Raw genomic sequence first — 21,941 nt, 5'->3', positions numbered from 1 at the left:
GGCGGGCGGCCGGGGCAGGGTCTCGCGGCGCGGACGCACGGGGCCGGGCCAGGCCGCACAACCCCTTCGGGGCTCCCGCACTTCCCGAACGCGCCGCACACCAGGGGGAATTGACGTGCCGCACACCTGCACCGCCACCACCGGCGCACTGGGCGACGGAGGCGGGGCCGGCCATCCGGGCCACCGTCGACGCGAACGCCCCCTTCCCGGGTCGGAGTTCACCACGCGGTCCGCCAACGACTGGGAATGCGCGGCACACCGGACCGTCGGCGCCCCGATGACGGGTCACGCACACCGGGTCGACGACCGGGTCGGCTGCCAGCTCGACGACTGACGTGACGGTCCGGGTCCGGGGCCGCACCCCGACCCCGGACCGACCGACCACCACACCGGTCACGGCCACCCCCTCCGGGCCGTACCGCCCGCCCGGAGGCGCCGGACCCACAGCGCCTATCACCCCACAATGGAGCACAATGCTAAATATGGGCCATGAGGGAAAATTTCCGGCGAGAGGGTGACGATCCTCGGAGTTCGTCGCCCTCCCCCCGGCAACGCCTTCGCTCGCTGCTGAACGTGCAGACCGTCGCGGGCCAGATGTTCGTGGTGCAGCTCGCGCTGGTGGTGCTGCTGGTCGTGGTGACCGTACTGGCCCTGATCCTCCAGGCCCAGAGCGCGGTGATGCAGGACGCCCGGCAGCGGTCGATCGTCGGGGCTGAGGCCTTCGCACACGCTCCGGCCACCCTCGCGGCCATGACGTCCGCCCACCCCAGCGCCCTTCTGCAACCGCAGGTGGAGGCCGCCCGCAAGGGCTCCGGCGTGGACTACATCGTCGCGTTCCGCCCCGACGGCGTCCGTTGGACGCACCCCGACCCGCGCCTGATCGGCAAGCAGGCCGTCGGCGGCCGCTACCCGCCGGCCCTGCACGGCGAGCCGTACACCGACACCCGCAACTCGGCCGTCGGCCCCGCGGTGGACACCGTGGCCCCGGTGACCGACACCAACGGCAAGGTCGTCGGGCTGGTCTCCGTCGGGATCCGGGTCCAGAAGGCCAACGAGCGCATGATCGGCCGGCTGCCGCTGCTGCTCGGGTCGGCCACCGCGGCGCTGGTGCTGGTCGCCGGCGGGGCAGTGCTGATCAACCGCCGGCTGCGACGGCAGACACACGGCCTGGAACCGGCCGAGATGCGCCGGATGTACGACCACCACGAGGCGGTGCTGCACGCGGTACGCGAGGGTGTGCTGATCATCGGCCACGACGGGCGGCTCATCCTGGCCAACGACGAGGCGCGGCGGCTGCTCGACCTGCCCGAGGACGCGGACACCGCCCGACGCCCGATCGCCGAACTGGGCCTGGAACCACGGCTGACCGCGCTGCTGACCTCCGGGCGGGAGGCGACCGACGAGGTGTACCTGGCCGGTGACCGGCTGCTCGCGGTGAACGTCCGGCCGACCGCCCCGCACGGTGGGCCGGCCGGCTCCGCGGTGACTCTGCGCGACAGCACCGAACTGCGCGCGCTCTCGGGCCGGGCCGAGGTCGCCCAGGAGCGGCTGAAGCTGATCTACGACGCGGGCCTGCGGATCGGCACCACGCTGGACGTGGGGCGTACCGCCGCGGAGCTAGCCGATGTTGCGGTCCCCCGGTTCGCCGACGTGGTCAGCGTCGAACTGCTGGAGCCGGTGCTGCGGGGCGAGGAGCCGGAGTCCGCGGTGGGCATCGATCTGCGGCGCATGGTGGTCCGGGGCGTGGCCCCGGAACGGGCGATCTACCAGGTCGGCGATGCGCTCCGGTTCGTTCCCGGTACGCCGATGGCCGCGAGCCTGGCCACCGGCCGCCCGCTCCTCGTCGACGACCTGCTCAGGTCCGACGAGTGGCGGCGGCCGGACCTGGAGGCCACCCGGCGGCTCCTGGACGCCCGTATCCGGTCGCTGATCACCGTGCCGCTGCAGGCGCGGGGCGTGGTGCTGGGACTGGTCAGCTTCTGGCGGTCCGACCAAGCCGACGACTTCCAGGAGGAGGACCTCGCCTTCGCCGAGGAGCTGACCGCACGGGCCGCGGTCGCCATCGACAACGCCCGCCGCTACACCCGCGAGCACACCACCGCCGTCACCCTCCAGCGCAGCCTGCTGCCGCAGACCCTGCCCGAGCAGTCGGCCCTGGAGGTGGCGCACCGCTACCTGCCGGCCCACGCCGGGGTCGGCGGCGACTGGTTCGACGTCATCCCGCTGCCCGGCGCACGGGTGGCCCTGGTCGTCGGGGACGTCGTCGGCCACGGGCTGCACGCCGCCGCCACCATGGGCCGGCTGCGTACCGCCGTGCACAACTTCTCCGCCCTGGACCTGCCGCCCGACGAGCTGCTGAACCACCTGGACGAGCTGGTCAGCCACATCGACATGGACGAGGCCCGGGCGGCCGGCAGCGACCGGCAGGAACCGGGCGACCCCGCCGACGAGATGCCCTGGCCGGGCATCGGCAGCGACACCGACGGCGGCCTCCCCAACGGCGGCCGAGCCGGCATCACGGGCGCGACGTGTCTGTACGCGATCTACGACCCGGTGGCTGGCCTGGTCACCCTGGCCCGGGCGGGCCACGTCGGGCCGGCCGTGGTCCGCCCGGACGGGTCCGTCACCTTCCCCGAGGTGCCGGTCTCCCCGCCCCTGGGGCTGGGCGGCAGCATGCCCGTGGAGACCGCGCAGCTGACCCTGACGGAGGGTTCCCGGCTGGTGCTCTACACCGACGGGCTCGTCGAGGACCGCGACCGAGACATCGGCACCGGCCTGGAGCTGCTGCGCACCGCCCTGGCCTCCGGCACGGACCGCACCCCGGACCAGACCTGCGCGACCGTCCTGGAGGCGCTGCTGCCCGAGCACCCCAGCGACGACATCGCCCTCCTGGTGGCCCGTACCCGGCTGCTGGACCCCGGCCGGGTCGCCGAGTGGGACGTCGACTCCGACCCGGCCGCGGTCGCCCCCGTCCGGGCCGCCTGCCTGCGGATGCTGGAGTCCTGGGGGCTCACGTCAATCGAGTTCACCACCGAGCTGATCCTCAGCGAGCTGATCACCAACGCCATCCGCTACGGCGCCCAGCCCATCCGGGTCCGGCTGCTCTACGACCGGGCCCTGATCTGTGAGGTCTCCGACGGCACCAGCGCCTCCCCGCATCTGCGCCGGGCCGCCACGACCGATGAGGGCGGCCGGGGGCTGTTCCTCGTCGCCCAGTTCGCCCAACGCTGGGGCACCCGCTACACCCCGGGCGGCAAGGTCATCTGGACCGAGCAGTCCCTCGACGAGGGCGGTCGGCCGGCGGGCCCGCACTCGGCCGACGACGTCCTCGACCAGTGGGACCACGTGCCCGCGCTCTGACGAGCCGGGGCGGCCCCGGCACCCCGGGCGCCGAGCAGATCCGGCGCAGTGGCCCTAGGCTCGGTCAAAGGGGCCAACGACCCGATCCGGAGGCTCCGATGGTGCTGCCCGAAGCGCATGAGGTCGCCCCGCGCCTGACCGCGGGCGCTTTCATCCTGAACGCCGGGCTGTCGATGCTGCGCGCGGACCAGGCGACCGCCGAGGGCCTGCACGGCATGGCCAGTACGGCGTACCCCTTCCTGCGGAACGTCCCGGCCGAGCGGTTCACCCGGCTGCTGGCCTGCTCGGAGATCGCGGTCGGCGGTGCGCTGCTCGCCCCCTTCGTGCCGACGCGGCTGGCGGGGCTGGCGCTGACCGGGTTCTCCGGTGGGCTGGTGGGCCTGTATCTGCGGCTTCCGGGGATGCGGGAGTCCGGCAGCCTGCGGCCGACCCAGGACGGGATCGTGCTGGCCAAGGACTCCTGGCTGCTGGGCATCGGGCTGGGCCTCCTCAGCGCGTCGGCCCGCCGGCGGAGCAGGGCGCACCGGCACCACGGCCACTGTCACTGCCGCTGTCGTTAGAGGGTGCCGCTGTCGCCAGAAGGCCGTTGTCCCCAGAAGGCGGGGCGCGGCCGCGGCGGCCGGCTCAGCCCCCGCTCGTCCCGTACCGCCGGACGGCCCGGGCAACGGCCGCATAGCCCGCGCCGACCGAGCCCACGAGCAGCAGCACCAGCAGCGCGGTGCGGTCCGACGGCCCGAAGGTCAGGTCCGCACTCCGGTTGACCACGAAGCCGTCGTAGAACATCCAGGACACCAGCGCCACCGCGGGCACCACCAGGGGCCTGGCCAGCGCGGAGACCAACAGCGTCAACAGGGCGAAGGCCCCGAGCGTGATCGGGGCGGGCGCGGCCCGGCCGGTCAGCAGCAGCGCGGTCGCCAGCAGCGCCGAGGCCACCGCACCGAGCGGCAGCGCGAGGTCGCCGGCGAGCGCCCGGCCCGGGGCCGGCCGGCGGGCCGGGCGCGGGCGCGGGCCGGACAGCGCGCGGGGGCGCGGGGTGCGGGGAAGGTGCGGGCGGTGGAACGGCAACGGGGGGTGGAAGACGGTCATCCGGAACACCTCCTGTCGTGCCCTGGAGTCTCACCGTCAGGCTGCGCGCTCCGGCCGCCGACGGGGTGCCGCCGTTGGCGCCTTGACGCCCCTCATACGGACCGGCGGCATTTTTTGACGATTCCCTGACGCCCCTCTGACGCCGTTCTTGCGCGATCCTGACGGGTGCCTCCCGCACCGCCCGTCCGCGCGTACGCAGGCCCGGTCCGGCGGTGACAGCCAGGAAAGGGAGCCAGAACCACGCCGGATGCCGTTGTCCGCGGGGTGGGAGGGGGCAGCGGGCGGCAGGTGATGCATACTCGCTCCTCGTTGCTCGAACCCATGACCGACGAACGGCAGGACGCACCACCATGACCACCCCCACGCAGGCGGATCCCGCGCCTGCCGCGGCCCGCGCCCAGCGGTGGCGCGGCTGGCTGCTGGACGGACTGAGCAGCCAGTCGGCCCGGCACCCCGGGCCGCACGGCACCCCGCCGGCCGAGCACAAGGGGCACTCCTGGTGGCGCGTCATGTGCCTCACGGGTGTCGACTACTTCTCGACCCTGGGGTACCAGCCGGGCATCGCCGCGCTGGCCGCCGGGCTGATCTCGCCGTTCGCCACGCTCGTGCTGATCGCCCTGACGCTGCTGGGCGCGCTGCCCGTCTACCGCCGGGTCGCCAAGGAGAGCCCGAACGGCGAGGGCTCGATCGCCATGCTGGAGCGGCTGCTGCCCTGGTGGGCGGGGAAATTGCTGGTCCTGGTCCTGCTGGGGTTCGCGGCCACGGACTTCGTGATCACCATGACGCTGTCGGCGGCCGACGCCTCGGCGCACGTGGTGGAGAACCCGTTCGCCCCGGCGGCGCTGCACGGCGCCAACCTGTGGATCACCCTGGTGCTGCTGGCGGCGCTGGGCGCGGTCTTCCTCAAGGGCTTCCGCGAGGCGATCGGCATCGCGGTGGGGCTGGTCGGCAGCTATCTGGTGCTGAACATCGTCGTGCTGGCCACCGCGGCCTGGCATGTGGTCTCCCACCCGGTGGTGGTCGGTGACTGGTGGGGAGCGATGACCGCCGGGCACTCCTCGCCACTGGCGATCGTGGGCGTGGCGCTGCTGGTCTTTCCCAAACTGGCGCTGGGCATGTCCGGTTTCGAGACCGGTGTCGCGGTGATGCCGCAGATACGGGGCGACGCCACCGACACCGACGCCAAGCCGGCCGGCCGGATCCGCGGCACCCGCCGGCTGCTGACCACCGCGGCACTGATCATGAGCGGCTTCCTGCTGCTGTCGAGCCTGGCCACCACCCTGCTCATCCCGCAGAAGGAGTTCGAGGCCGGCGGCGCGGCCAACGGGCGCGCGCTGGCCTACCTGGCGCACGCGTACCTGGGCGAGGGCTTCGGGACCGTGTACGACGTCTCCACCATCGCCATCCTGTGGTTCGCCGGCGCCTCGGCGATGGCCGGGCTGCTGAACCTCGTACCGCGCTACCTGCCGCGCTACGGCATGGCCCCGGAGTGGACCCGGGCGGTGCGCCCGCTGGTGCTGATCTTCCTGGCCATCGCCTTCGGCATCACCGTCGTCTTCAACGCCAGCGTCGACGACCAGAGCGGGGCGTATGCGACCGGTGTGCTGGTGCTGATGCTCTCGGCGTCCTTCGCCTCCACGGTGGCCGCCCGCCACCGGCGGCACCGCGCGGCCGCCGTCGGCTTCGCCGCCATCACCGTGGTCTTCGGCTACACGCTGATCACCAATGTCATCGAGCGGCCGGACGGCCTGAAGATCGCGCTGCTGTTCATCCTGGGCATCCTGCTGACGTCGTTCGCCTCCCGGGTCCGCCGCGCCTTCGAACTGCGCGCCGTGCAGGTCGACTTCGATGAGACCGCCGGGCGGCTGATCGACGCGGCGATGGCGGCCGGGCCGCTGCGGGTGATCGCCAACGAGCCCGATGAGCGGGACGCGGAGGAGTACCGGGAGAAGGAGTACAGCCAGCGCGAGGAGACCCACATCCCCGACGGCCGGCCAGTGCTGTTCCTGGAGGTGACGGTGCGGGACTCCTCGGACTTCACCACGAATCTGCACGTCCAGGGCGAGGAGCGGTACGGGGCGCAGATCCTGCGGGTGGAGGGCGCCGGCGTGGCGAACACCATCGCCGCGGTGCTGATGCAGCTGCGCGAGCGCACCGGCCAGGTCCCGCACGCGTACTTCAACTGGACCGAGGGGCATCCGGTCAGCCACCTGCTGCGCTTCCTGGTCTTCGGTGACGGTGAGGTCGCGCCGGTCACCCGGGAGGTGCTGCGGCGGGCGGAACCCAACCCGGCCCGGCGGCCGCGGGTGCACGTCGGCTGACGCCCCACGGCCCCGCCACGGCGCCCCGTCAAGGACCCGGTCGCATTCCCGACCGGCTCCCTGGCGGGGCGTTCCGCATGCCGCCGCCGGCGTCGTGGCCCCTGGACGTCGGCGGCGCCCGCGTCCGTCACCGTTCCTTGACGGACGCGGGCGCACGGTGCCGTGGCGGCCCGCCCGGAGTGCCGGGCCGGATCAGTTCCGCCGGCCGAGCGCCTTCGCCCGGGTGTGTGACCAGCCGGCCAGCAGCACCCCCACGGCGACGAGCAGCACCTGGGCGGCGAGCGTGACGCCGAAGCCCCCGCCGAGCCAGCCGAGCAGGCCGGTGTCGCCGTGGTCGAACAGCAGCCGGACGGCTCCCTGGGCGAAGACCACCGTCATGGCCGCGCCGATGATCTGCAGGACGTCGTACTTCATCGATTCCGAACCCCCCTTGACGAATTCCGTCGCCCCGTTCAGCACGTGACGACGTTACGAACGTACCATTGGGAAAGTCGAAGAAGTCGCCAGAATTACTGGGGAATTCGATTTACGTCACACAATTTCAAGGACCGTGGAGGGGAATTGTGCGTGTGGAAAAGGGGCGGACGACGGGGCCGGCGTGCCGGATCTGCCGTACGGCCATCACCCCCTCGGGCCGCGGCCGGCCACCGCTCTACTGCTCGCGCAGCTGCCAGGCGAAGGCGTACCGGCGGCGGCGCCGGCCGGTGCCGCCGGAGTCCGAACAGCCGGCGGCGAGCGACGCCCAGGGCCGCCGGCGCCGGCAGATCGCCGAGGCGCTGTGGCGGATCGCCGCCGAGCGGGGGCTGCATGCGGCGAGCCTGCGCGAGGTGGCGGCGGAGGCCGGGGTGTCGCTGCGAGCGGTGCAGTACCACTTCACCACCAAGCACCAGCTGCTGGTCGACGCGCTGCACCTGCTCCATGAGGAGAACGAGCGGATCGCGCGCTCCCGGATCGACCACGACCCCACCGATCCGCGCGCGCTGCTCCGGGCCGTACTGGAGGAGTTCCTGCCCGTGGACGCCCAACGCGCCACCGCACTGAGGGTATTCGCGGCCTATTACGCCCGCAGCCTGACCGACCCCGCGCTCGCCGAGGTCTTCCTGCCCGCCGAGCAGCCGCTGGAACGGCTGGTGGCGGACCTGATCGGGGCGGCACAGGCCGCGGGGCGGACCGCTCCCGGTCTCGACGCCTGGCGGGAGGCGGACCTCCTGGTCTCCGGCGCGGTGGGGCTGGGCGGCGATGTCCTGCACGGGCGCCGCGGACTGGACGACGTACGGCGGACCCTGGACTACCACCTGGACAGGCTCTTCGCGGGGTAGCCGGCGCAGGCTGCGCAGACCGCACGCCCTCACCCGGCCCTGGATCACGTGACCCCAAAGTGACCTACCGCCCGGTAAGCACCGAGGAACCGGCTATACCCAGTAAGTGAGTTGGGCGTGGAATCGGACAGATGGTGCACATCTCTCAGGTGCCCCCGCCCGTCACCCCGCCGCCTTCGACTCGAAGGGGAACTGGCGCTTCGTACCTATGGACGATCTGTTAATCTGCCCGCTCCTAGAGGTTCCTCCATGTCACCGCCCCCCAAGTACCCCTCCCATGCCGGGTGCAGCGAGGTGTCCCGTACGTGTACAGCACTCCCTTCTCCCCCGCCGAGGCCAGATCCGCGCGGGCCCGGGTGGGCCTGAGCACGGCTCAGGTCGCCCAGGCCATGACGGCGTGCGGGGCGCCGGTACGTCCCGAGCTGATCGAGGCCTGGGAGTACGGTTCCCAGGCGCCGACCGAGGCCCAGCTGTTCGCCCTGGCCGACGTCCTGTGGTGCCCGCCGACCGTGCTGATGGGCATGGAACCCCGCACGCTGGCCGAGCAGCGGATGGCCCGGCAGCTGAGCGTGGAGCGGCTGGCGCAGCTGATCGGGATGGCTCCGGCGGCGTACCAGGCGGCGGAGGCCGCGCAGCGGTGGAACGGTGACTACCGCCAGACCAGGGCGCTGGTGGAGGCGCTGGGGCTGTCGCTGCGCAAGCTGATCGGGGTGATGGGGCGGGACGAGGAACTGGCCGGGCACCTGCGGTCGGCGATCGACGGGCGCTGGAAGTCCCATGTCGCCGCGGTCGTCGAGATCACCACGCTGAACAAGACCCGGGTGAGCGATGCGCTGCGCACGATGCACGCGGAGTTCGCGGAGTTCTCCGACCGCTACATGGGGCACCTGGTGGCGCGGAACGACGACTCCCGGCTGAAGGAGGTCGCGGCCGAGCGCTCGGCGTACCTGCGCCGGCTGGCCGACCACTTCTGGGAGCTGATCGGGGAGGCCGGCGAGGCGCCGCCGTTCAACACGGTGCCCACGTACTGACGGCGGCGGGGACGGGCCGGCGAGGGCCCGTCCCCTGAGGCGTTTTCGGCCGCGATGCTGGATGCGTTTCCGGATGCGGCTTCGGCTCGCTTCGCCGCGTGCGTCTGGGGTGCGGCTCAGTGCGTCGGAGTGCCCCAGTGCGGGCCCTGCGGTCCGTGCGGGGCCTGCGGCCCGGGTGCCCCGTACGGGCCCTGAGGGGCCTGCGGCCGGTACGCCCCGGGCGTGCCCTGCGCCCCGTACGGCCCCGGCACCCCCTGCGGCCCGTACGGGTCCGCCGGCCCGGGTGCACCCATCGGGCCGGGGGCGCCGGCGGGCTGCGGGGTCTGTGCCTGCTGCGGGACGTCCATCGGCTCCTCGTCGTCCGCCATCTCGTCCCAGTCGATCTCGACCGAGTTGCGGCGGGTGAAGACGTGGAAGAGCAGGTTGAGCAGGATCGCGGTCAGTCCGCCCAGTGTGATCCCGCTGTTGAGGACCGCGCGGACGCCCTCCGGCATCCGCTCGAAGAACGGCGCGACCGCGGTGGGCAGCATCGAGGCGCCGAGGCTGACGGCGAGGATCAGCGCATTGCGCTCCTCGCGCAGGTCCACCTTGCCCAGGATCTGGATACCGACGGTGGCGACCATGCCGAACATCGAGATCGCGGCGCCACCGAGCACCGGATGCGGAATCGCCGCGACCAGGCTGCCCACCTTCGGCAGCAGGCCCAGAACGATCATGAATCCGCCGGCCGCGACGACCACGAAGCGGCTCATGACTTTGGACATCCGCACCAGGCCGATGTTTTCCGCAAAGGCCACGTAGGGGAAGGAATTGAAGATTCCACCGAGGAGCGTCGCCACACCGTCGGCGCGCAGCGCCTTGGCGACGGTGTCATTGTCGACCCGCTTTCCGGTGATCTCCCCGATAGCGTAGACGTCACCGGTGGTCTCCACCATCGTGATCAGCATGACGACGACCATCGCAATGATGGGGAACAGCTCGAACTTCGGCATTCCGTAGTGGAAGGGCGTGCTGACGCCGAACCAGTCGGCCTTCTGCACCCCACCGAAATCCACATCACCCAGGAACCAGGCGACCGCGGTGCCGGCGACCAGGCCGAGCAGCACCGCGAGGCTGCTCAGATAGGGCTTGCCGATCCGGACCACGGCCAGGATGAACAACAGGGTGCCCAGGGCGTATCCGAGGTTCTTCAGGTCGCCGTATTCGGGCTTGCCCATCAACTGCGCACCGCCGGCCGCGTCCTGGAGCGCCTGCGGAATCAGCGTCAGGCCGATGGTGGTGAGGATCGTGCCGATGACGACCGGCGGGAAGTACTTCACCAGCTTGCTGAAGAACGGGGCGAACAGGAAGGTCGCTATACCCGCGGTGATCACCGCGCCGTAGACGACCAGCAGCCCCGCGGTGCCGCCGCCGGCCCCCTGACCGATGGCGATCATGGGCGAGACCGCGGTGAAGGTGACGCCCTGTACCAGCGGCATCCTGGCGCCGATCTTCCATACCCCCAGCGCCTGGATCACCGAGGCGATTCCGCAGGTCAGCAGGTCCGCATTGATCAAATAGACCAGCTGGTCATGGGAGAGCCCCAGGGCGTTCCCGAGCAGGATCGGGACGATGACCGCGGCCGCGTAGAAGGCGAGGACGTGCTGGAAACCATAGAGGGCGAGTTTGCCGACGGGGAGCACCTCGTCGACGGGGTGCGCCCCCTGCTGGGGAAACTGCCGGGGTTCTTGTCGGGAGACTCGTGCCATCTCTGCCTTGCCTTCAGGAGGTAGGTGAATAAGAAGGGACCGGCATCGCCTCGCCGTGGACGGCGGGCGGGCCGGCTGGGTCCTACAAAGCCGACGTTGAGCGGTGTTGCCGACACCACGCAGCCCTGCGCTGCACATTGCGTCCTGGTTCGACAGGACTCCCTTGGAACAGTCCGACAAAGTCCCGGATTTCCTTGGGATATGCAGGTTGAGCTAATCGAACGCTCACCCTAGTTGACCTGTGCAGTTTCTCGCGAGTAACCGGTCGTATGCGCTCACGCACAGGGGAGAACATTCCCGAAATGCCGTTTTGGGTAGGGGCTTTGCGGGTGGGCGGCGGGGCCGTGCGAACAGGCGGACCGGGCCCCTCCGCCGTAAGATTCTGGTATGGCTGAGCGGCCGGATGCGCCTCCTGCGCCGGAACTCGTCGTCGAGTCCGACGGCGGCACCCAGGTGATGAGCCCCGGCCGCATCTACCACGTCGGACGGGACCCGCAGAGCGAGGTCGTGCTGAACGACGCCCGGGTCTCCTGGCACCACGCGGTCCTGCGGACCCGGGCTGGCCACTGGATGGTGGAGGACGAGGGCAGCACCAACGGCACCTACACCGACGGCCGCCGCATCCAGGAGTCCGGGGTCGGGCCCGGCAGCGTCATCCGGTTCGGCAACCCCGCCGACGGGCCGTGCGCGAGGCTCTCCGACGTCCCGCGGCCCACCCGGATCGAGCGGCCGTCCTCGGTCTCCCACCCAGCCGGCACCCGCACCTTCCGCGCCCCCAGCGCCGTCCGCCCCCTCCCGGCCGCCCGGACCACCCGGATCGGCCGGGCCCCCGACAACGACCTGGTCGTCGACGACCTCTCGGTCTCCCGCCAGCACGCCGAGCTGCGGGCCGGCTCCGAGGGCTTCGAGATCGTCGACCTGGGCAGCCACAACGGCACCTACCTCAACGGCCAGCCGGTGGACCGGGCCCCGCTGATCCCCGGCGACATCGTCGGCATCGGGCACTCCGCCTTCGCCCTCGTCGGCGATGAGCTGCAGGAGTTCATCGACACCGGCGAGGTCTCACTGGACGTGCAGGACCTGGCCGTACGGGTCGACGGCGGCCGCAAGACCCTGATGGAAGGGGTCTCCTTCCCGGTGGGCGAGAAGTCGCTGCTGGCCGTGGTCGGCCCGAGCGGCGCGGGCAAGTCGACGCTGCTCAACGCGCTGACCGGGCTGCGCCCCGCGGACGACGGCACGGTGCTCTACGACGGCCGCGACCTCTACCGCGACTACGCCGAGCTGCGCCAGCGCATCGGCCTCGTCCCGCAGGACGACATCCTGCACCTCCAGCTGACCGTGCGGCGGGCCCTGGGCTACGCCGCACAGCTGCGCTTCCCCGAGGACACCGCGGCGGCCGAACGGCAGGCCCGGGTCGACGAGGTGATCCATGAACTGGGCCTCGACCAGCGGGCGGACCAGCACATCCACAGCCTCTCGGGAGGCCAGCGCAAGCGGGTCAGCGTGGCCCTGGAACTGCTGACCAAACCCTCACTGCTCTTCCTCGACGAGCCGACCTCCGGGCTGGACCCCGGGATGGACCGCTCGGTGATGCATATGCTGCGCGGCCTGGCGGACGACGGCCGCACGGTCATCGTGGTCACCCACAGCGTGCTCAGCCTGGACGTCTGCGACCGGCTGCTGGTGCTGGCTCCGGGGGGAACGATCGCGTACTACGGCCCCCCTGGGGAGGCGCTTTCGTACTTCGGCTACACGCAGTGGCCGGAGGCGTTCGAGGCCTTCGAGAACGACCGGGACCGGGACTGGGCCGGTCACTACCGCGCCTCTCCGCAGCACCGGCGCTACATCGCCATGGAGTCCCACCAGCCCCCGCGTGCCCCCGAGGCGCCGCAGGGTTCGGTTCGGCCGCCCAAGGCACAGAGCTGGGGCGGTCAGCTGAGCACGCTGGTGCGGCGGTACGCGGCGGCGCTGAGTTCGGACCGGACGTTCCTGATCATCATGGTCGCGCTGCCCTTCGTGATGGGGGCGATGGCGCACGCCCTGGCGGGGTCCAGCCTCACCCGGGACTCGGCCCTCAACGGGCTGCTGATCCTCTGCGTCGGCGCGGTGCTGACCGGCGCCGCCAACGCGGTGCGGGAGCTGGTCAAGGAACGGACGATCTACCAACGGGAGAGAGCCGTCGGCCTGTCCCGTTCGGCGTACCTGATGTCCAAGGTGCTGGTCCTGGGTGTGATCACGGTCGTGCAGGCCGTGGTGCTCACCATGGTCGGACTGGGCGGCGTCAAACTGAACGCGCCCGGCGGCAAAGGGGTGTTGCTGCCGCCGCTGATCGAAATCACGTTGGCCGTGGCGCTGATGGCGTTCACCGCGATGATGCTCGGCCTGGTGGTCTCCGCGCTGGTGCGCAAGGAGGAGGTCACCATGCCGCTGCTGGTGTTCCTGGCGATCATCCAGGTGGTCTTCTGCGGTGCGCTGCTCAAGCTGAACGGCGTACCGGGGCTGGAGCAGTTGGCGTGGCTGGTGCCGTCGCGGTGGGGGCTGGGGGCCATGGCCGGCACCATCGATCTGCACCGGCTGGTGCCGGGCGGTGTCACCGCGGACCCGCTGTTCCAGCACAAGCCGTCGGTCTGGCTGCTCAACATGGGCATGATGATCGTGCTCTCCCTGGTGTCGGGGTTCGTGGTGACCCGGCTGCTGCGCCGGCACGAACCGGAGATCATGCGCAAGTAGCGCCGAGGAGCCGCCTGTGACCTCCGCCGAGTTCCTGCCCAGCCATGTCGTCCCGCCGGAGGGTATGGCGACCTGGTCGGCACCGGACTCGTCCCTGCCGAGCTCACCGCTCGATCCGCTGCTGCCCGTGCAGGTAATCGACCGCCGCGGGGACTGGGCACTGGCGCTGTGCTCCAACGGCTGGGCGGCCTGGGTCGACGGCCGGCTGCTGCTGACCATTCCGCGCGAGCCGCCGGCCGCCGGGCAGTCCGCCGCCCGGACCGCCGATCCCCGGCCGCTGCTGGGCGCGGTGGAGGGCGAACTGGGCCGCTACCGGCGGCTGGTCGAGGAGCTGGCCGCCGGGCAGTTGGACGGTGAGTCCTTCGCCGAGCGGACCCGCGGCACCCGGCTGGGCGTCGTCCTGGATGGTGATGCGCTCTGGCTGTACGACGTGCGGCACGAGCGCTGGTGCTACTGCGACGGGGTGTCGTTGCAGACCTATGCGGTGGCGTCGCGGCCGTCGTCGCGGGGCTCGGGCGAGGACTCGCCGCAGCCTCCGCCGCCGTCCGGGACACCGCAGCAGCCTCCCCCCGGATCTCCGCAGCAGCCTCCGCCACCGTCCGCGGCGCCGACGCGGGCCCCCTCGCAGGCCTATCCGCCGGGTGAGGTCCGGTGAACGGCGAGGGGCCCGGCCGCAGTCGGGACCACTCGACCGCTCCCGACTCCTCCGGGCTGCGCGGGCGCCGGATCGCCGAGTACCTGCTCCAGGAGGAGATCGGCCGGGGCGGGATGGCGGTGGTCTACCGGGCGGAGGACCTGCGGCTGGGCCGCACCGTGGCGGTGAAGCTGCTGTCGCCCGAACTGGCCCGGAACGACACCTTCCGTCAGCGCTTCGCCCATGAGTCACGGGTGGCCGCGGCCATCGACCATCCGCACATCGTCCCGGTCTTCGAGGCCGGGGAGACCGAGGGCATGCTCTACATCGCGATGCGGTACGTGCAGGGGCGGGACCTGGCGGCGCTGCTGGAGCGGGACGGCCCGCTGCCGCTGGAGACCGCCTGCCGGATCGCGGTCCAGGTGGCCTCCGCGCTGGACGCCGCACACGCCCACGACCTGGTCCACCGGGACGTCAAACCGGGCAACATCCTGATCGCCGAGGGCACCGACAGCGACCGCCCCGAGCACGCCTACCTCACCGACTTCGGGCTGACCAAGAAGTCGCTCTCGCTGACCGGCTTCACCAGCGTCGGCCAGTTCGTCGGCACGCTGGACTACGTGGCGCCCGAACAGATCTCGGGCCGCCCGGTGGACGGGCGGTGCGATGTCTACAGCCTGGCCTGTGTGCTCTTCGAGATGCTGACGGGAGCACCGCCGTTCCGCCGCGACGACGACATGGCGCTGCTCTGGGCGCACCAGTACGACCCGCCGCCGGCAGCGACCGAGCGGCGCCCCGACCTTCCGCCGGCCGTCGACACGGTGTTCGCCCAGTCCCTGGCCAAGACTCCCGATGAGCGCTACGACACCTGCCGGGGCTTTGTGGCCGCGCTCCGTGCGGCCGGCCGGACCACCGCACCGGTGCCACCGCCACAGCCCCAGACCCATGCGCTGACCCAGGTCGACGCACAGTCCCAGCCGGGCCACCCGCGCAGCCCCGCTCCCCCGCCGCCGCCCCGCTGGGCGTCGCCGGTCTTCACCGCCCGCCCCGTGCCCTAGGGCGTTGACCGCTCAGTCCGGTCTCGCGCCGCGGCGCCGTGTGCCCCGGGCCAGCAGGCTGCCGGCGAAGCCGGTGACCAGGCCCCAGACCAGGCCCACGCCCACCAGCCGGAGCAGCTGCGGCTGGAGGGTGACCTGGCCGCCCAGGTTGCCGCCGAGGTCGCCGACGCCGATCAGGGACAGCCCGTAGTGGGCGGAGATCGCGGTGAGCAGCCCGACGACGAACAGGGTGACCGCCAGCGCCACCGCCAGCTCGACGGCGTGCCGCCAGGCGGGCCGCCGGACCGGCGAGCGGACCACCGCGGAGAAGGCGGCGACCAGCAGCACCGCGGCCGCCAGCGCCACCAGCAGCCAGGCCCGTCCGTCGCGTTCGGCGAGCGAGCCGAGGTCGACGGTGTGCTGCCCGTGGGCCCGCAGCAGCTGGTCCAGGGCGGGCGGCATGGGCAGTCCGATGGCCTTGTCGACGTGCCCCACCCAGCCGCCGCCGGTCCCGATGCCCAACGCCATCCAGGCCAGGTTGGGAAGTCCGAGGAGGAGCACCGCGAGGGTGTCGGCCGGCCGCCCCCGGGTGAACAGCTCGACGATCGCGACCACCAGCCCCACCGCCACATAGATCAGCAGCGTCAGCACCATCGCGAAGGCGGGCGCCCGTACCGCGTCCTGCAGGCGCAGCAGCCCGGAGGAGAGCGGTACCCGGCGCGAGACCAAGACGGTCAGGGCCAGCAGCGCCACCACCCACAGCAGGCCGACCCCGAGGGTGGCGGGCACATCGGCGCGGAAGCCGACGGTGGGGGTGCTGCCGAGCTCGGCACCGATCTGGTTCGCGATGTCGTTGCCCACCGACAGGGTGAAGTCGTGCCGGGCGGCGAAGGTGAGCAGCAGCAGGAGGACCAGCCAGCACACGGCCGTACGGGCGATCCGGGCGAGCACCTCCCCGGTGCCGGCCACCGCCCGGTGGCGTAGCGGCAGCAGGAAGACGGCGGCGACCACCAGCGCCCCGGCCACGGTGACCGACAGCGGTACGACGTCGAGGGCGGCGTTCGCCTCCGCGATGATCCCGGCGTCGCCGGACAGGGTGACCGAGCCACCGGCGGCGGTCAGCACGGCGGCGGCGACCACCGAGGGGAACGCCCCGCCGGGCAGGTTCGCTGCGCCGGCCGCCCAGAGGCCGAGCGCGGCGATCACGAGCATGGTGACGATACCGGCCAGGGCCGCCCAGAGGGCAGCTGCCCAGGCCCGCACTTCGGGCGGTACGCCCCGGGCGCGGGTCGGGCCGGGGGGACCGGCGGACGCGGGGCCCCGTTGTTGGCTCACGCTGCCTCCCGAGCTTCCGGTTGCCTCATCCTGTCCTCGGCCCCCGCACGCTCACCGGCCGTCGCACGGTGGCGGCGACCGGTGCCGTCGGACGCACACTCCCCCCACGGTAAGCACGCTGCGTCGCGCACCGCTTGCGGAGAGCACCCCCTCCCGGCACACAATGTCCTGGACAGCGACAAATACGGGCAAAATTCGCATCGCCGGATGGCCCACGCGCCGGAAGAGGGAGCCGTGACAGCTGCACCGCCGCCCGACAGCCATCCGACGGGGCCACCGTCGGGCCCGCTCTCCGGCCCGCCGTCCGGCGCCCCGACCGGCACCGGGTCCGGCTCCTCCCACGAGCCGACGCAGGTGGGCTCGGGGCCGTGGCGGCGCCAGCCGCAGCCCTCCCGCCCGGGGCCGCCCCCACCGCCCGGTGGACCCGGCGGCAGGGGTGGCGGAGGCGGGGGCGGCGAGGAGGGCGGCCAGCCCTGGTGGCGGTCCGCGCCGCGGGTGGCGATCATCGCGGCGGTGGTCGTCGCCGTGGTGATCGCGGTCGTGGTGTTCAGCCGCGGCGGCTCCGGCCAGACCGAGGTGTTCGCCGAACCGGCCGCCTCGACCGGCCAGAACCCGGTCACCAAGTCGTCGGCGAACCAGACCCTCCCCGCCCCCTCCGCCACACCGACGAAGGCGTCCGGCTCCACCAACGCGGAGGTGTCCGGCGGCACCGCCGGCCTCTACGGCGGCACCCAGAACAACGCGAGCTGCGACGTCGAGCGGCAGATCCGCTACCTGCAGGGAGACCCGACGCGCAACCGGGCGTTCGCCGGCGTCCTGGGCGTCTCCCCCGGCGGGGTCCCGGGCTACCTGCGGTCGCTGACGCCGGTGCAGCTGAGCTACGACACCCGGGTCACCAACCACGGCTTCAAGAACGGCCAGGCCTACGGGTTCCAGTCGGTGCTGCAGGCCGGCACCGCCGTCATGGTCGACCCGTACGGGGTGCCGCGGGTGCGCTGCAAGTGCGGCAACCCGTTGACCGAACCCAAGCCGGCGCAGAACGCCAAGACGACCGGCCCGACCTGGCCCGGCTACAACGCCCACAACGCGGTGGTCGTTCAGCCCACGAAGTCCAAGATCAGCCAGTTCACCCTGCGCAACCCGAAGACGGGCCAGTGGTTCAAGCGCCCCCGGGGCGGCAGCGGCGCCAGCGACCAGTCGACGAGCCCGCCGACCCAGACCCCGGGCGGACCGGTGTCCTCCGAGCCCCCGCCCTACGGGACGGCCACGCCCGGCGAGAGCACCCCGGGCAGCTCGCCACCGGGGTCCGGCACCTCCGGTACGTCCTCCGGCTCCCCCTCGGGAGGCAACGGCGGGACGGGCACCAGCGGCGGGCCGACCGGCCCCTCCGGCTCCAACGGAGGCAGCACCACCGGCGGTTCCCCTACGGGCGGCGGGAGCAGTACGGGCGGCTCGTCCACCACCGGCGGCTCCTCGACCACGGGCGGCTCCTCGACCACCGGGGGCTCGTCCACCACGGGCGGCTCGACGACCGGGGGCTCGACCACCGGGGGCTCGACCACCGGCGGCAGCACGACAGGAGGCGGCACGACCGGCGGCAGCACAACCGGCGGTGGCTCAACGGGCGGTGGGGCAACGCCGCCGTCCACCTGACGTAGCACCCGACCACCCGAACACAGCAGGCGACGAGCACGGAAGACGATGAGAGGAGGGCACCCGCCCAGAGCGGGTGCCCTCCTCCGATATCGAACTGTGTCCTGAATATCCGGTGCACCGGACAACCACCTCAGCGAACAGCCCCTCTGCATATGCGGCGGGTGCTTTGGCAGCCTTCGACGGCTTCGCCCTCACAGGTTCAAGGGCCCGCCACTGCCAGTTGCTCTGCTTTGGAGGGAACCCGTGCACGCCGCACCCCGTCGCCACCCCGCCCGGTACATCGCCGCTCTTGCCGCGGCGTCCGGACTCCTGACCGCGTGCGGAGGCGCCGCCGACGCCTCGAAGGCGGACGGCCCGGCGGCCAAGGTAACCGTCACGCCGGCTGCGGGCAGCACGCCGGCCAAGCTCGGCTCGCAGATATCGGTACGGGCCCAGGGCGGGAAGCTCACCTCGGTCGAGGTGAAGGACGACAAGGGCGGCACGGTCGCCGGACAGCTGGCCGGTGACGGCACGTCATGGAAGTCGGACGGCAAGGTCCGGCCGCAGACCACCTACACGGTGAAGTCCAGGACGACCTCGACCGAGGGCAAGAAGGCCTCCGCCACCTCGACCTTCACCACCGAGCAGGCCGACCGGGTCAACAAGCTCACCAACACCCCGGGCGGCGGGCAGACCGTGGGCACCGGCATGCCGATATCGGTCCTCTTCGACCACCCGATAGCCAAGGACCAGCGCGCCGAGATCGAGAAGGCGCTGAAGGTCAGCAGCCAGCCGAAGGTCGAGGGCGCCTGGGGCTGGGTCAAGGACTACTCTGGCAAGGACCGGATCGACTGGCGTCCCAAGGACTACTGGCCGGCCGGCACCAAGGTCTCCGTCAAGGGCGCGCTGGCCGGCATCAACTCCGGTGAGCAGGGCGGCTGGTTCGCCCGCGACTACAACTTCGGCTTCACCGTCGGCAAGGACCGCAAGGCCGTCATCGACGTTCCCGGGCACACCCTGACCATGTACGAGAACGGCAAGAGCGTCGGCAGCGTCACCGGCTCCGCGGGCTCCCCGCAGGACCCGACCCGCGGTGGGGTGCACACCGTACGCAGCAAGAACGCGGCCGAGACCATGGACTCCGCCACCATCGGCCACGGCAACGAGTGGATGCTGGACGCGAAGTGGGTCACCCACCTCACCGCCTCCGGCACCTTCCTGCACTCCGCCCCGTGGAACAAGCAGATCGGCGTGGTCAACAACAGCCACGGCTGCTTCGGCATGACCACCTCGGACGCCCAGAAGGTCTTCGACTTCCTGACCATCGGCTCCACCGTCGAGGTCAAGGGCACCAGCAACCCCAACAAGACCGACGTGGGCAACGGCCTGGAGGTCTGGCAGGAGTCCTGGCCGCAGTGGCAGCAGCGCAGCGCCCTGAAGTAGCAGCCCGGACCGCCGGCACCCTCATCTGCGGTGCCGGCGGTCCGCGCGCTCGCGGGTGGCAAGCAGCGGCACGGTGGCCAGGACGGTGACCGCCTGGCCCAGCGCCGCGAGCTTCTTGTCACCGAACCAGCGCGGGTCGTACATGTCCGGGACCGGCCCCAGCCGCCCGGGGTGCACATACGTGTAGAACAGCAGCAGTGCCAGCCCGCCCGCCGCCACCGCGAAGGCGAAGGCGTCAGCCCCCGGCCGGCGCAGCACCAGCACCAGCAGGGCGGCGAGCGCGGCCAGCGCGGCCTCGACGCGGAACAGCGTGCCCTGGCTGAGCGTCGCGGTGATCGCGTCATAGCGGCCGGCCAGCGCCGCGTGCACCCAGGCGTCCAGCGCCAGCCCGGCCGCGGCCAGCAGCCGGGCCACCGTGGTCGCACCCGCACGGGTCGGCGTCATCGGCGGGTCCCTCAGCGCACGCTGAGCGTGGCCTTCATGTACGGGTGGATGTCGCAGACGTAGGGGTAGCTGCCGGGCTTGGTGGGCGCGGTGAAGGTCACGGTCTTGCCAGGCTCGATGGTGCCGGTGTCGAAGGCCTTGGGGCCGGTGGCGCTGACGTCGTGCGCGGTGGAGTCCTCGTTGACGACGGTGACCTTGGCGCCGGGGCGCACCGTCAGGGTGGCCGGCTTGAAGGCGAAGTCCTTGATGGTGATCCGGGCCGGCGCGGTGACGCTGGGTCCGGTGGCGCCGGGGCTGTGCGCTCCCGATGGGCCGTGGGAGACCGAGGGCGCCGGGGACTTCGACGGGGCGGTGCCGCCGGTGCCGCCCGAGCAGCCGCCGGCCACCGTGACGATCAGGGCGGCGGTGACCGCGGTGAGCGCCGTCCTGGCGGTGTTCCTCATGGGAGCCTTCCTCATGGGGCGTCGGTCTCCTTCAGTGCGGCCCGGGCGGGCCACGCCCTCCCCACTAGAGCGCAGGCGCCGCCACCCGGCCATCCGGGCGGCGGCGTTCGGCGTATCCGGCCCCGCGGGCGGGCCGGGGCGGCTCAGCGCACGCCGTGCACCGTGCGGCGGTGGGTCGAGCGCCGGTCGTCGATGGCGTCCCAGCGGTCGCCGTAGACGTTCTCGACGATCCCCGGCTCCCGCAGGAAGTCGTGCGGGAAGCCCAGCTCCACCGCGCTGGTCCGGTCCAGCCGCGCCAGCGCATCGGCGTCCAGCGCGACGTCGGTGCTCGCGAGGTTGTCGGCGAGCTGCGTCTCCCCGGTGGCGCCGATGATCGGGATGACGGTGCCGGGCCGGCTGCGCAGCCACGCCAGCGCCACCTGCGCCGGGGTCCAGCCGCCCTGCTCGGCGATCTCCACCACCGCGGTGACGGTCTCCTCCTCGTTGTGGTCCCGGGTGGCGGACGGACCGGAGACGTCGAGCCGGCCGGTTCCGCCGCGCCGGTACTTGCCGGTCAGCTTGCCGGCCGCGAGCGGCGCCCACGCCAGCACCGCCAGGTCGAAGGCGCGGGCCTGCGGCAGCAGTTCCCGCTCCGGGGTCCGCTCCAGCAGGTTGTAGCGCAGCTGCGAGCCGGCGAACGCGGTCCAGCCGCGCAGTTCGGCGAGCGTGTTGGCCTGCGCGATCTCCCAGGCCGCCCAGTCGGAGACGCCGAGGTACTGCACCTTGCCGGTGCGCACCAGGTCGTCGAGCGCCCGCATGACCTCCTCGACCGGGGTGAACTGGTCCCGGGCGTGCACCCACAGCACGTCGAGGTGGTCGGTGCGCAGTCGGACGAGGCTGTCCTCCACCGAACGGACCAGGTTCTTGCGGTGGTTGCCGGCGGCGTTCACATCCCCCTTGCGGGTGGCGCAGCTGTACTTGCTGGCCAGGACGAAGCGGTCCCGGCGGCCGTGCAGCAGCTCCCCGAGGATCTGCTCGGAGGCGCCGCCGGCGTAGTTGTTGGCGGTGTCGATGAAGTTGCCGCCGGCGTCCGCGTAGGCGTCGAGGATCCGGCCGCCGGTCTCCTTGTCGGCGCCCCAGCCCGGCCCCGCGCCGAACGTCATGGTGCCCAGGCTGAGCTCGCTCACCCGCAAGCCGGTCTTGCCGAACAGTGTGTAACGCACGGAGTTCCCTGTTCCCTTCGCTCGGGTCGTGCGCGCCACGCTAGGAGCTGGAGCGCGCTTCAACGCAAGGCGCGCGGACCGTTCGCCGGGTCGCACCGGGCGGCGGAGCGGGGGCCGGGACCGGCCGCTGCCGGCGGGCCCGCACAGCGGTGCGCCGCACCCGGACCGTGCCG

The 21,941-nt window shown here is 72.3% G+C and carries 18 protein-coding genes; 11 read left to right on the top strand and 7 right to left on the bottom strand.

Features of this window, described 5'->3' with window-relative positions:
• Positions 1 to 115: 115 nt before the first annotated feature.
• From AB0G84_RS28640 to AB0G84_RS28630, 3 genes are all read left to right on the top strand, one after another.
• A complete protein-coding gene (locus tag AB0G84_RS28640; protein WP_361326814.1) occupies positions 116 to 334 on the top strand; it encodes a hypothetical protein in 219 nt (72 codons plus the stop codon).
• Between the two features lie 260 nt (positions 335 to 594).
• Positions 595 to 3,360: a SpoIIE family protein phosphatase gene (locus AB0G84_RS28635; RefSeq protein ID WP_361326943.1), complete on the top strand. Its 2,766-nt coding sequence runs from the start codon at positions 595 to 597 to the stop codon at positions 3,358 to 3,360.
• Positions 3,361 to 3,458: 98 nt separating this feature from the next.
• Positions 3,459 to 3,920 carry a hypothetical protein gene (locus tag AB0G84_RS28630; protein WP_361326811.1) on the top strand — a complete coding sequence of 154 codons (462 nt, stop codon included), beginning with the start codon at positions 3,459 to 3,461 and terminating at the stop codon, positions 3,918 to 3,920.
• Positions 3,921 to 3,984: 64 nt separating this feature from the next.
• On the opposite strand, the gene AB0G84_RS28625 is transcribed toward AB0G84_RS28630, so the two are convergent.
• Complete coding sequence (locus AB0G84_RS28625; RefSeq protein ID WP_361326808.1) at positions 3,985 to 4,446, bottom strand: DUF4118 domain-containing protein; 462 nt, start codon at positions 4,444 to 4,446, stop codon at positions 3,985 to 3,987.
• A 350-nt stretch (positions 4,447 to 4,796) separates the two neighbouring features.
• Between AB0G84_RS28625 and AB0G84_RS28620 the strand changes: the two genes are divergently transcribed.
• A complete protein-coding gene (locus AB0G84_RS28620; protein WP_361326805.1) occupies positions 4,797 to 6,767 on the top strand; it encodes an amino acid transporter in 1,971 nt (656 codons plus the stop codon).
• Positions 6,768 to 6,959: 192 nt separating this feature from the next.
• Here the strand turns inward: AB0G84_RS28620 and AB0G84_RS28615 are convergent, their stop codons facing one another.
• Positions 6,960 to 7,226 (bottom strand): hypothetical protein, encoded by a 267-nt coding sequence (locus AB0G84_RS28615; protein WP_361326803.1) that lies wholly within the window; start codon positions 7,224 to 7,226, stop codon positions 6,960 to 6,962.
• A gap of 104 nt (positions 7,227 to 7,330) precedes the next feature.
• Between AB0G84_RS28615 and AB0G84_RS28610 the strand changes: the two genes are divergently transcribed.
• Positions 7,331 to 8,086 carry a TetR/AcrR family transcriptional regulator gene (locus tag AB0G84_RS28610; protein ID WP_361326800.1) on the top strand — a complete coding sequence of 252 codons (756 nt, stop codon included), beginning with the start codon at positions 7,331 to 7,333 and terminating at the stop codon, positions 8,084 to 8,086.
• 305 nt (positions 8,087 to 8,391) lie between these two features.
• Positions 8,392 to 9,117: a transcriptional regulator gene (locus AB0G84_RS28605; RefSeq protein ID WP_361326797.1), complete on the top strand. Its 726-nt coding sequence runs from the start codon at positions 8,392 to 8,394 to the stop codon at positions 9,115 to 9,117.
• 116 nt (positions 9,118 to 9,233) lie between these two features.
• Here AB0G84_RS28605 and AB0G84_RS28600 read toward each other — a convergent pair whose 3' ends face one another.
• Complete coding sequence (locus AB0G84_RS28600) at positions 9,234 to 10,865, bottom strand: solute carrier family 23 protein (protein ID WP_361326794.1); 1,632 nt, start codon at positions 10,863 to 10,865, stop codon at positions 9,234 to 9,236.
• Between the two features lie 387 nt (positions 10,866 to 11,252).
• Between AB0G84_RS28600 and AB0G84_RS28595 the strand changes: the two genes are divergently transcribed.
• The 3 genes from AB0G84_RS28595 to AB0G84_RS28585 are packed head-to-tail and all read left to right on the top strand — an operon-like array spanning position 11,253 to position 15,287.
• The gene (locus tag AB0G84_RS28595) at positions 11,253 to 13,595 is read left to right on the top strand and encodes an FHA domain-containing protein (protein ID WP_361326791.1); all 2,343 of its coding nucleotides are present in this window, start codon (positions 11,253 to 11,255) and stop codon (positions 13,593 to 13,595) included.
• Positions 13,596 to 13,611: 16 nt separating this feature from the next.
• Complete coding sequence (locus tag AB0G84_RS28590) at positions 13,612 to 14,250, top strand: hypothetical protein (RefSeq protein ID WP_361326788.1); 639 nt, start codon at positions 13,612 to 13,614, stop codon at positions 14,248 to 14,250.
• A complete protein-coding gene (locus tag AB0G84_RS28585) occupies positions 14,247 to 15,287 on the top strand; it encodes a serine/threonine-protein kinase (RefSeq protein WP_361326785.1) in 1,041 nt (346 codons plus the stop codon). Before AB0G84_RS28590 ends, AB0G84_RS28585 begins: the two co-directional genes overlap by 4 nt.
• Positions 15,288 to 15,299: 12 nt before the next feature.
• Here the strand turns inward: AB0G84_RS28585 and AB0G84_RS28580 are convergent, their stop codons facing one another.
• Positions 15,300 to 16,601, bottom strand: a complete 1,302-nt coding sequence (locus AB0G84_RS28580) for a streptophobe family protein (protein ID WP_361326782.1) — start codon at positions 16,599 to 16,601, stop codon at positions 15,300 to 15,302.
• Between the two features lie 234 nt (positions 16,602 to 16,835).
• On the opposite strand from AB0G84_RS28580, the gene AB0G84_RS28575 reads away from it, so the two are divergent.
• Both AB0G84_RS28575 and AB0G84_RS28570 read left to right on the top strand, forming a co-directional pair.
• Complete coding sequence (locus AB0G84_RS28575) at positions 16,836 to 18,254, top strand: DUF6777 domain-containing protein (protein WP_361326779.1); 1,419 nt, start codon at positions 16,836 to 16,838, stop codon at positions 18,252 to 18,254.
• A 246-nt stretch (positions 18,255 to 18,500) separates the two neighbouring features.
• Positions 18,501 to 19,679, top strand: a complete 1,179-nt coding sequence (locus tag AB0G84_RS28570; RefSeq protein ID WP_361326776.1) for an Ig-like domain-containing protein — start codon at positions 18,501 to 18,503, stop codon at positions 19,677 to 19,679.
• A gap of 21 nt (positions 19,680 to 19,700) precedes the next feature.
• Here the strand turns inward: AB0G84_RS28570 and AB0G84_RS28565 are convergent, their stop codons facing one another.
• The 3 genes from AB0G84_RS28565 to AB0G84_RS28555 form a co-directional block, all read right to left on the bottom strand.
• Positions 19,701 to 20,123 carry a hypothetical protein gene (locus AB0G84_RS28565; protein WP_361326773.1) on the bottom strand — a complete coding sequence of 141 codons (423 nt, stop codon included), beginning with the start codon at positions 20,121 to 20,123 and terminating at the stop codon, positions 19,701 to 19,703.
• A gap of 11 nt (positions 20,124 to 20,134) precedes the next feature.
• Positions 20,135 to 20,566 (bottom strand): cupredoxin domain-containing protein, encoded by a 432-nt coding sequence (locus AB0G84_RS28560; protein ID WP_361326770.1) that lies wholly within the window; start codon positions 20,564 to 20,566, stop codon positions 20,135 to 20,137.
• Positions 20,567 to 20,709: 143 nt separating this feature from the next.
• On the bottom strand, positions 20,710 to 21,768 hold the full coding sequence (locus tag AB0G84_RS28555) for an aldo/keto reductase (protein WP_361326767.1): 1,059 nt from the start codon (positions 21,766 to 21,768) through the stop codon (positions 20,710 to 20,712).
• Positions 21,769 to 21,941 lie beyond the last annotated feature (173 nt).

It is taken from the genome of Streptomyces sp. NPDC020742, from assembly GCF_040641675.1.
Lineage (GTDB): Bacteria > Actinomycetota > Actinomycetes > Streptomycetales > Streptomycetaceae > Streptomyces.
Note: the sequence above shows the minus strand (reverse complement) of the source record. Positions and strands in the feature narration are given on the sequence as shown.

Bases quoted from the DNA above. Each gene is read 5' to 3' on its own strand.
- AB0G84_RS28630 (WP_361326811.1), top strand. From the start codon at position 3,459: ATGGTGCTGCCCGAAGCGCATGAGGTCGCCCCGCGCCTGACCGCGGGC.
- AB0G84_RS28620 (WP_361326805.1), top strand. From the start codon at position 4,797: ATGACCACCCCCACGCAGGCGGATCCCGCGCCTGCCGCGGCCCGCGCC.
- AB0G84_RS28560 (WP_361326770.1), bottom strand. From the start codon at position 20,566: ATGAGGAACACCGCCAGGACGGCGCTCACCGCGGTCACCGCCGCCCTG.
- AB0G84_RS28600 (WP_361326794.1), bottom strand. From the start codon at position 10,865: ATGGCACGAGTCTCCCGACAAGAACCCCGGCAGTTTCCCCAGCAGGGG.
- AB0G84_RS28595 (WP_361326791.1), top strand. From the start codon at position 11,253: ATGGCTGAGCGGCCGGATGCGCCTCCTGCGCCGGAACTCGTCGTCGAG.
- AB0G84_RS28635 (WP_361326943.1), top strand. From the start codon at position 595: ATGTTCGTGGTGCAGCTCGCGCTGGTGGTGCTGCTGGTCGTGGTGACC.
- AB0G84_RS28625 (WP_361326808.1), bottom strand. From the start codon at position 4,446: ATGACCGTCTTCCACCCCCCGTTGCCGTTCCACCGCCCGCACCTTCCC.
- AB0G84_RS28565 (WP_361326773.1), bottom strand. From the start codon at position 20,123: ATGACGCCGACCCGTGCGGGTGCGACCACGGTGGCCCGGCTGCTGGCC.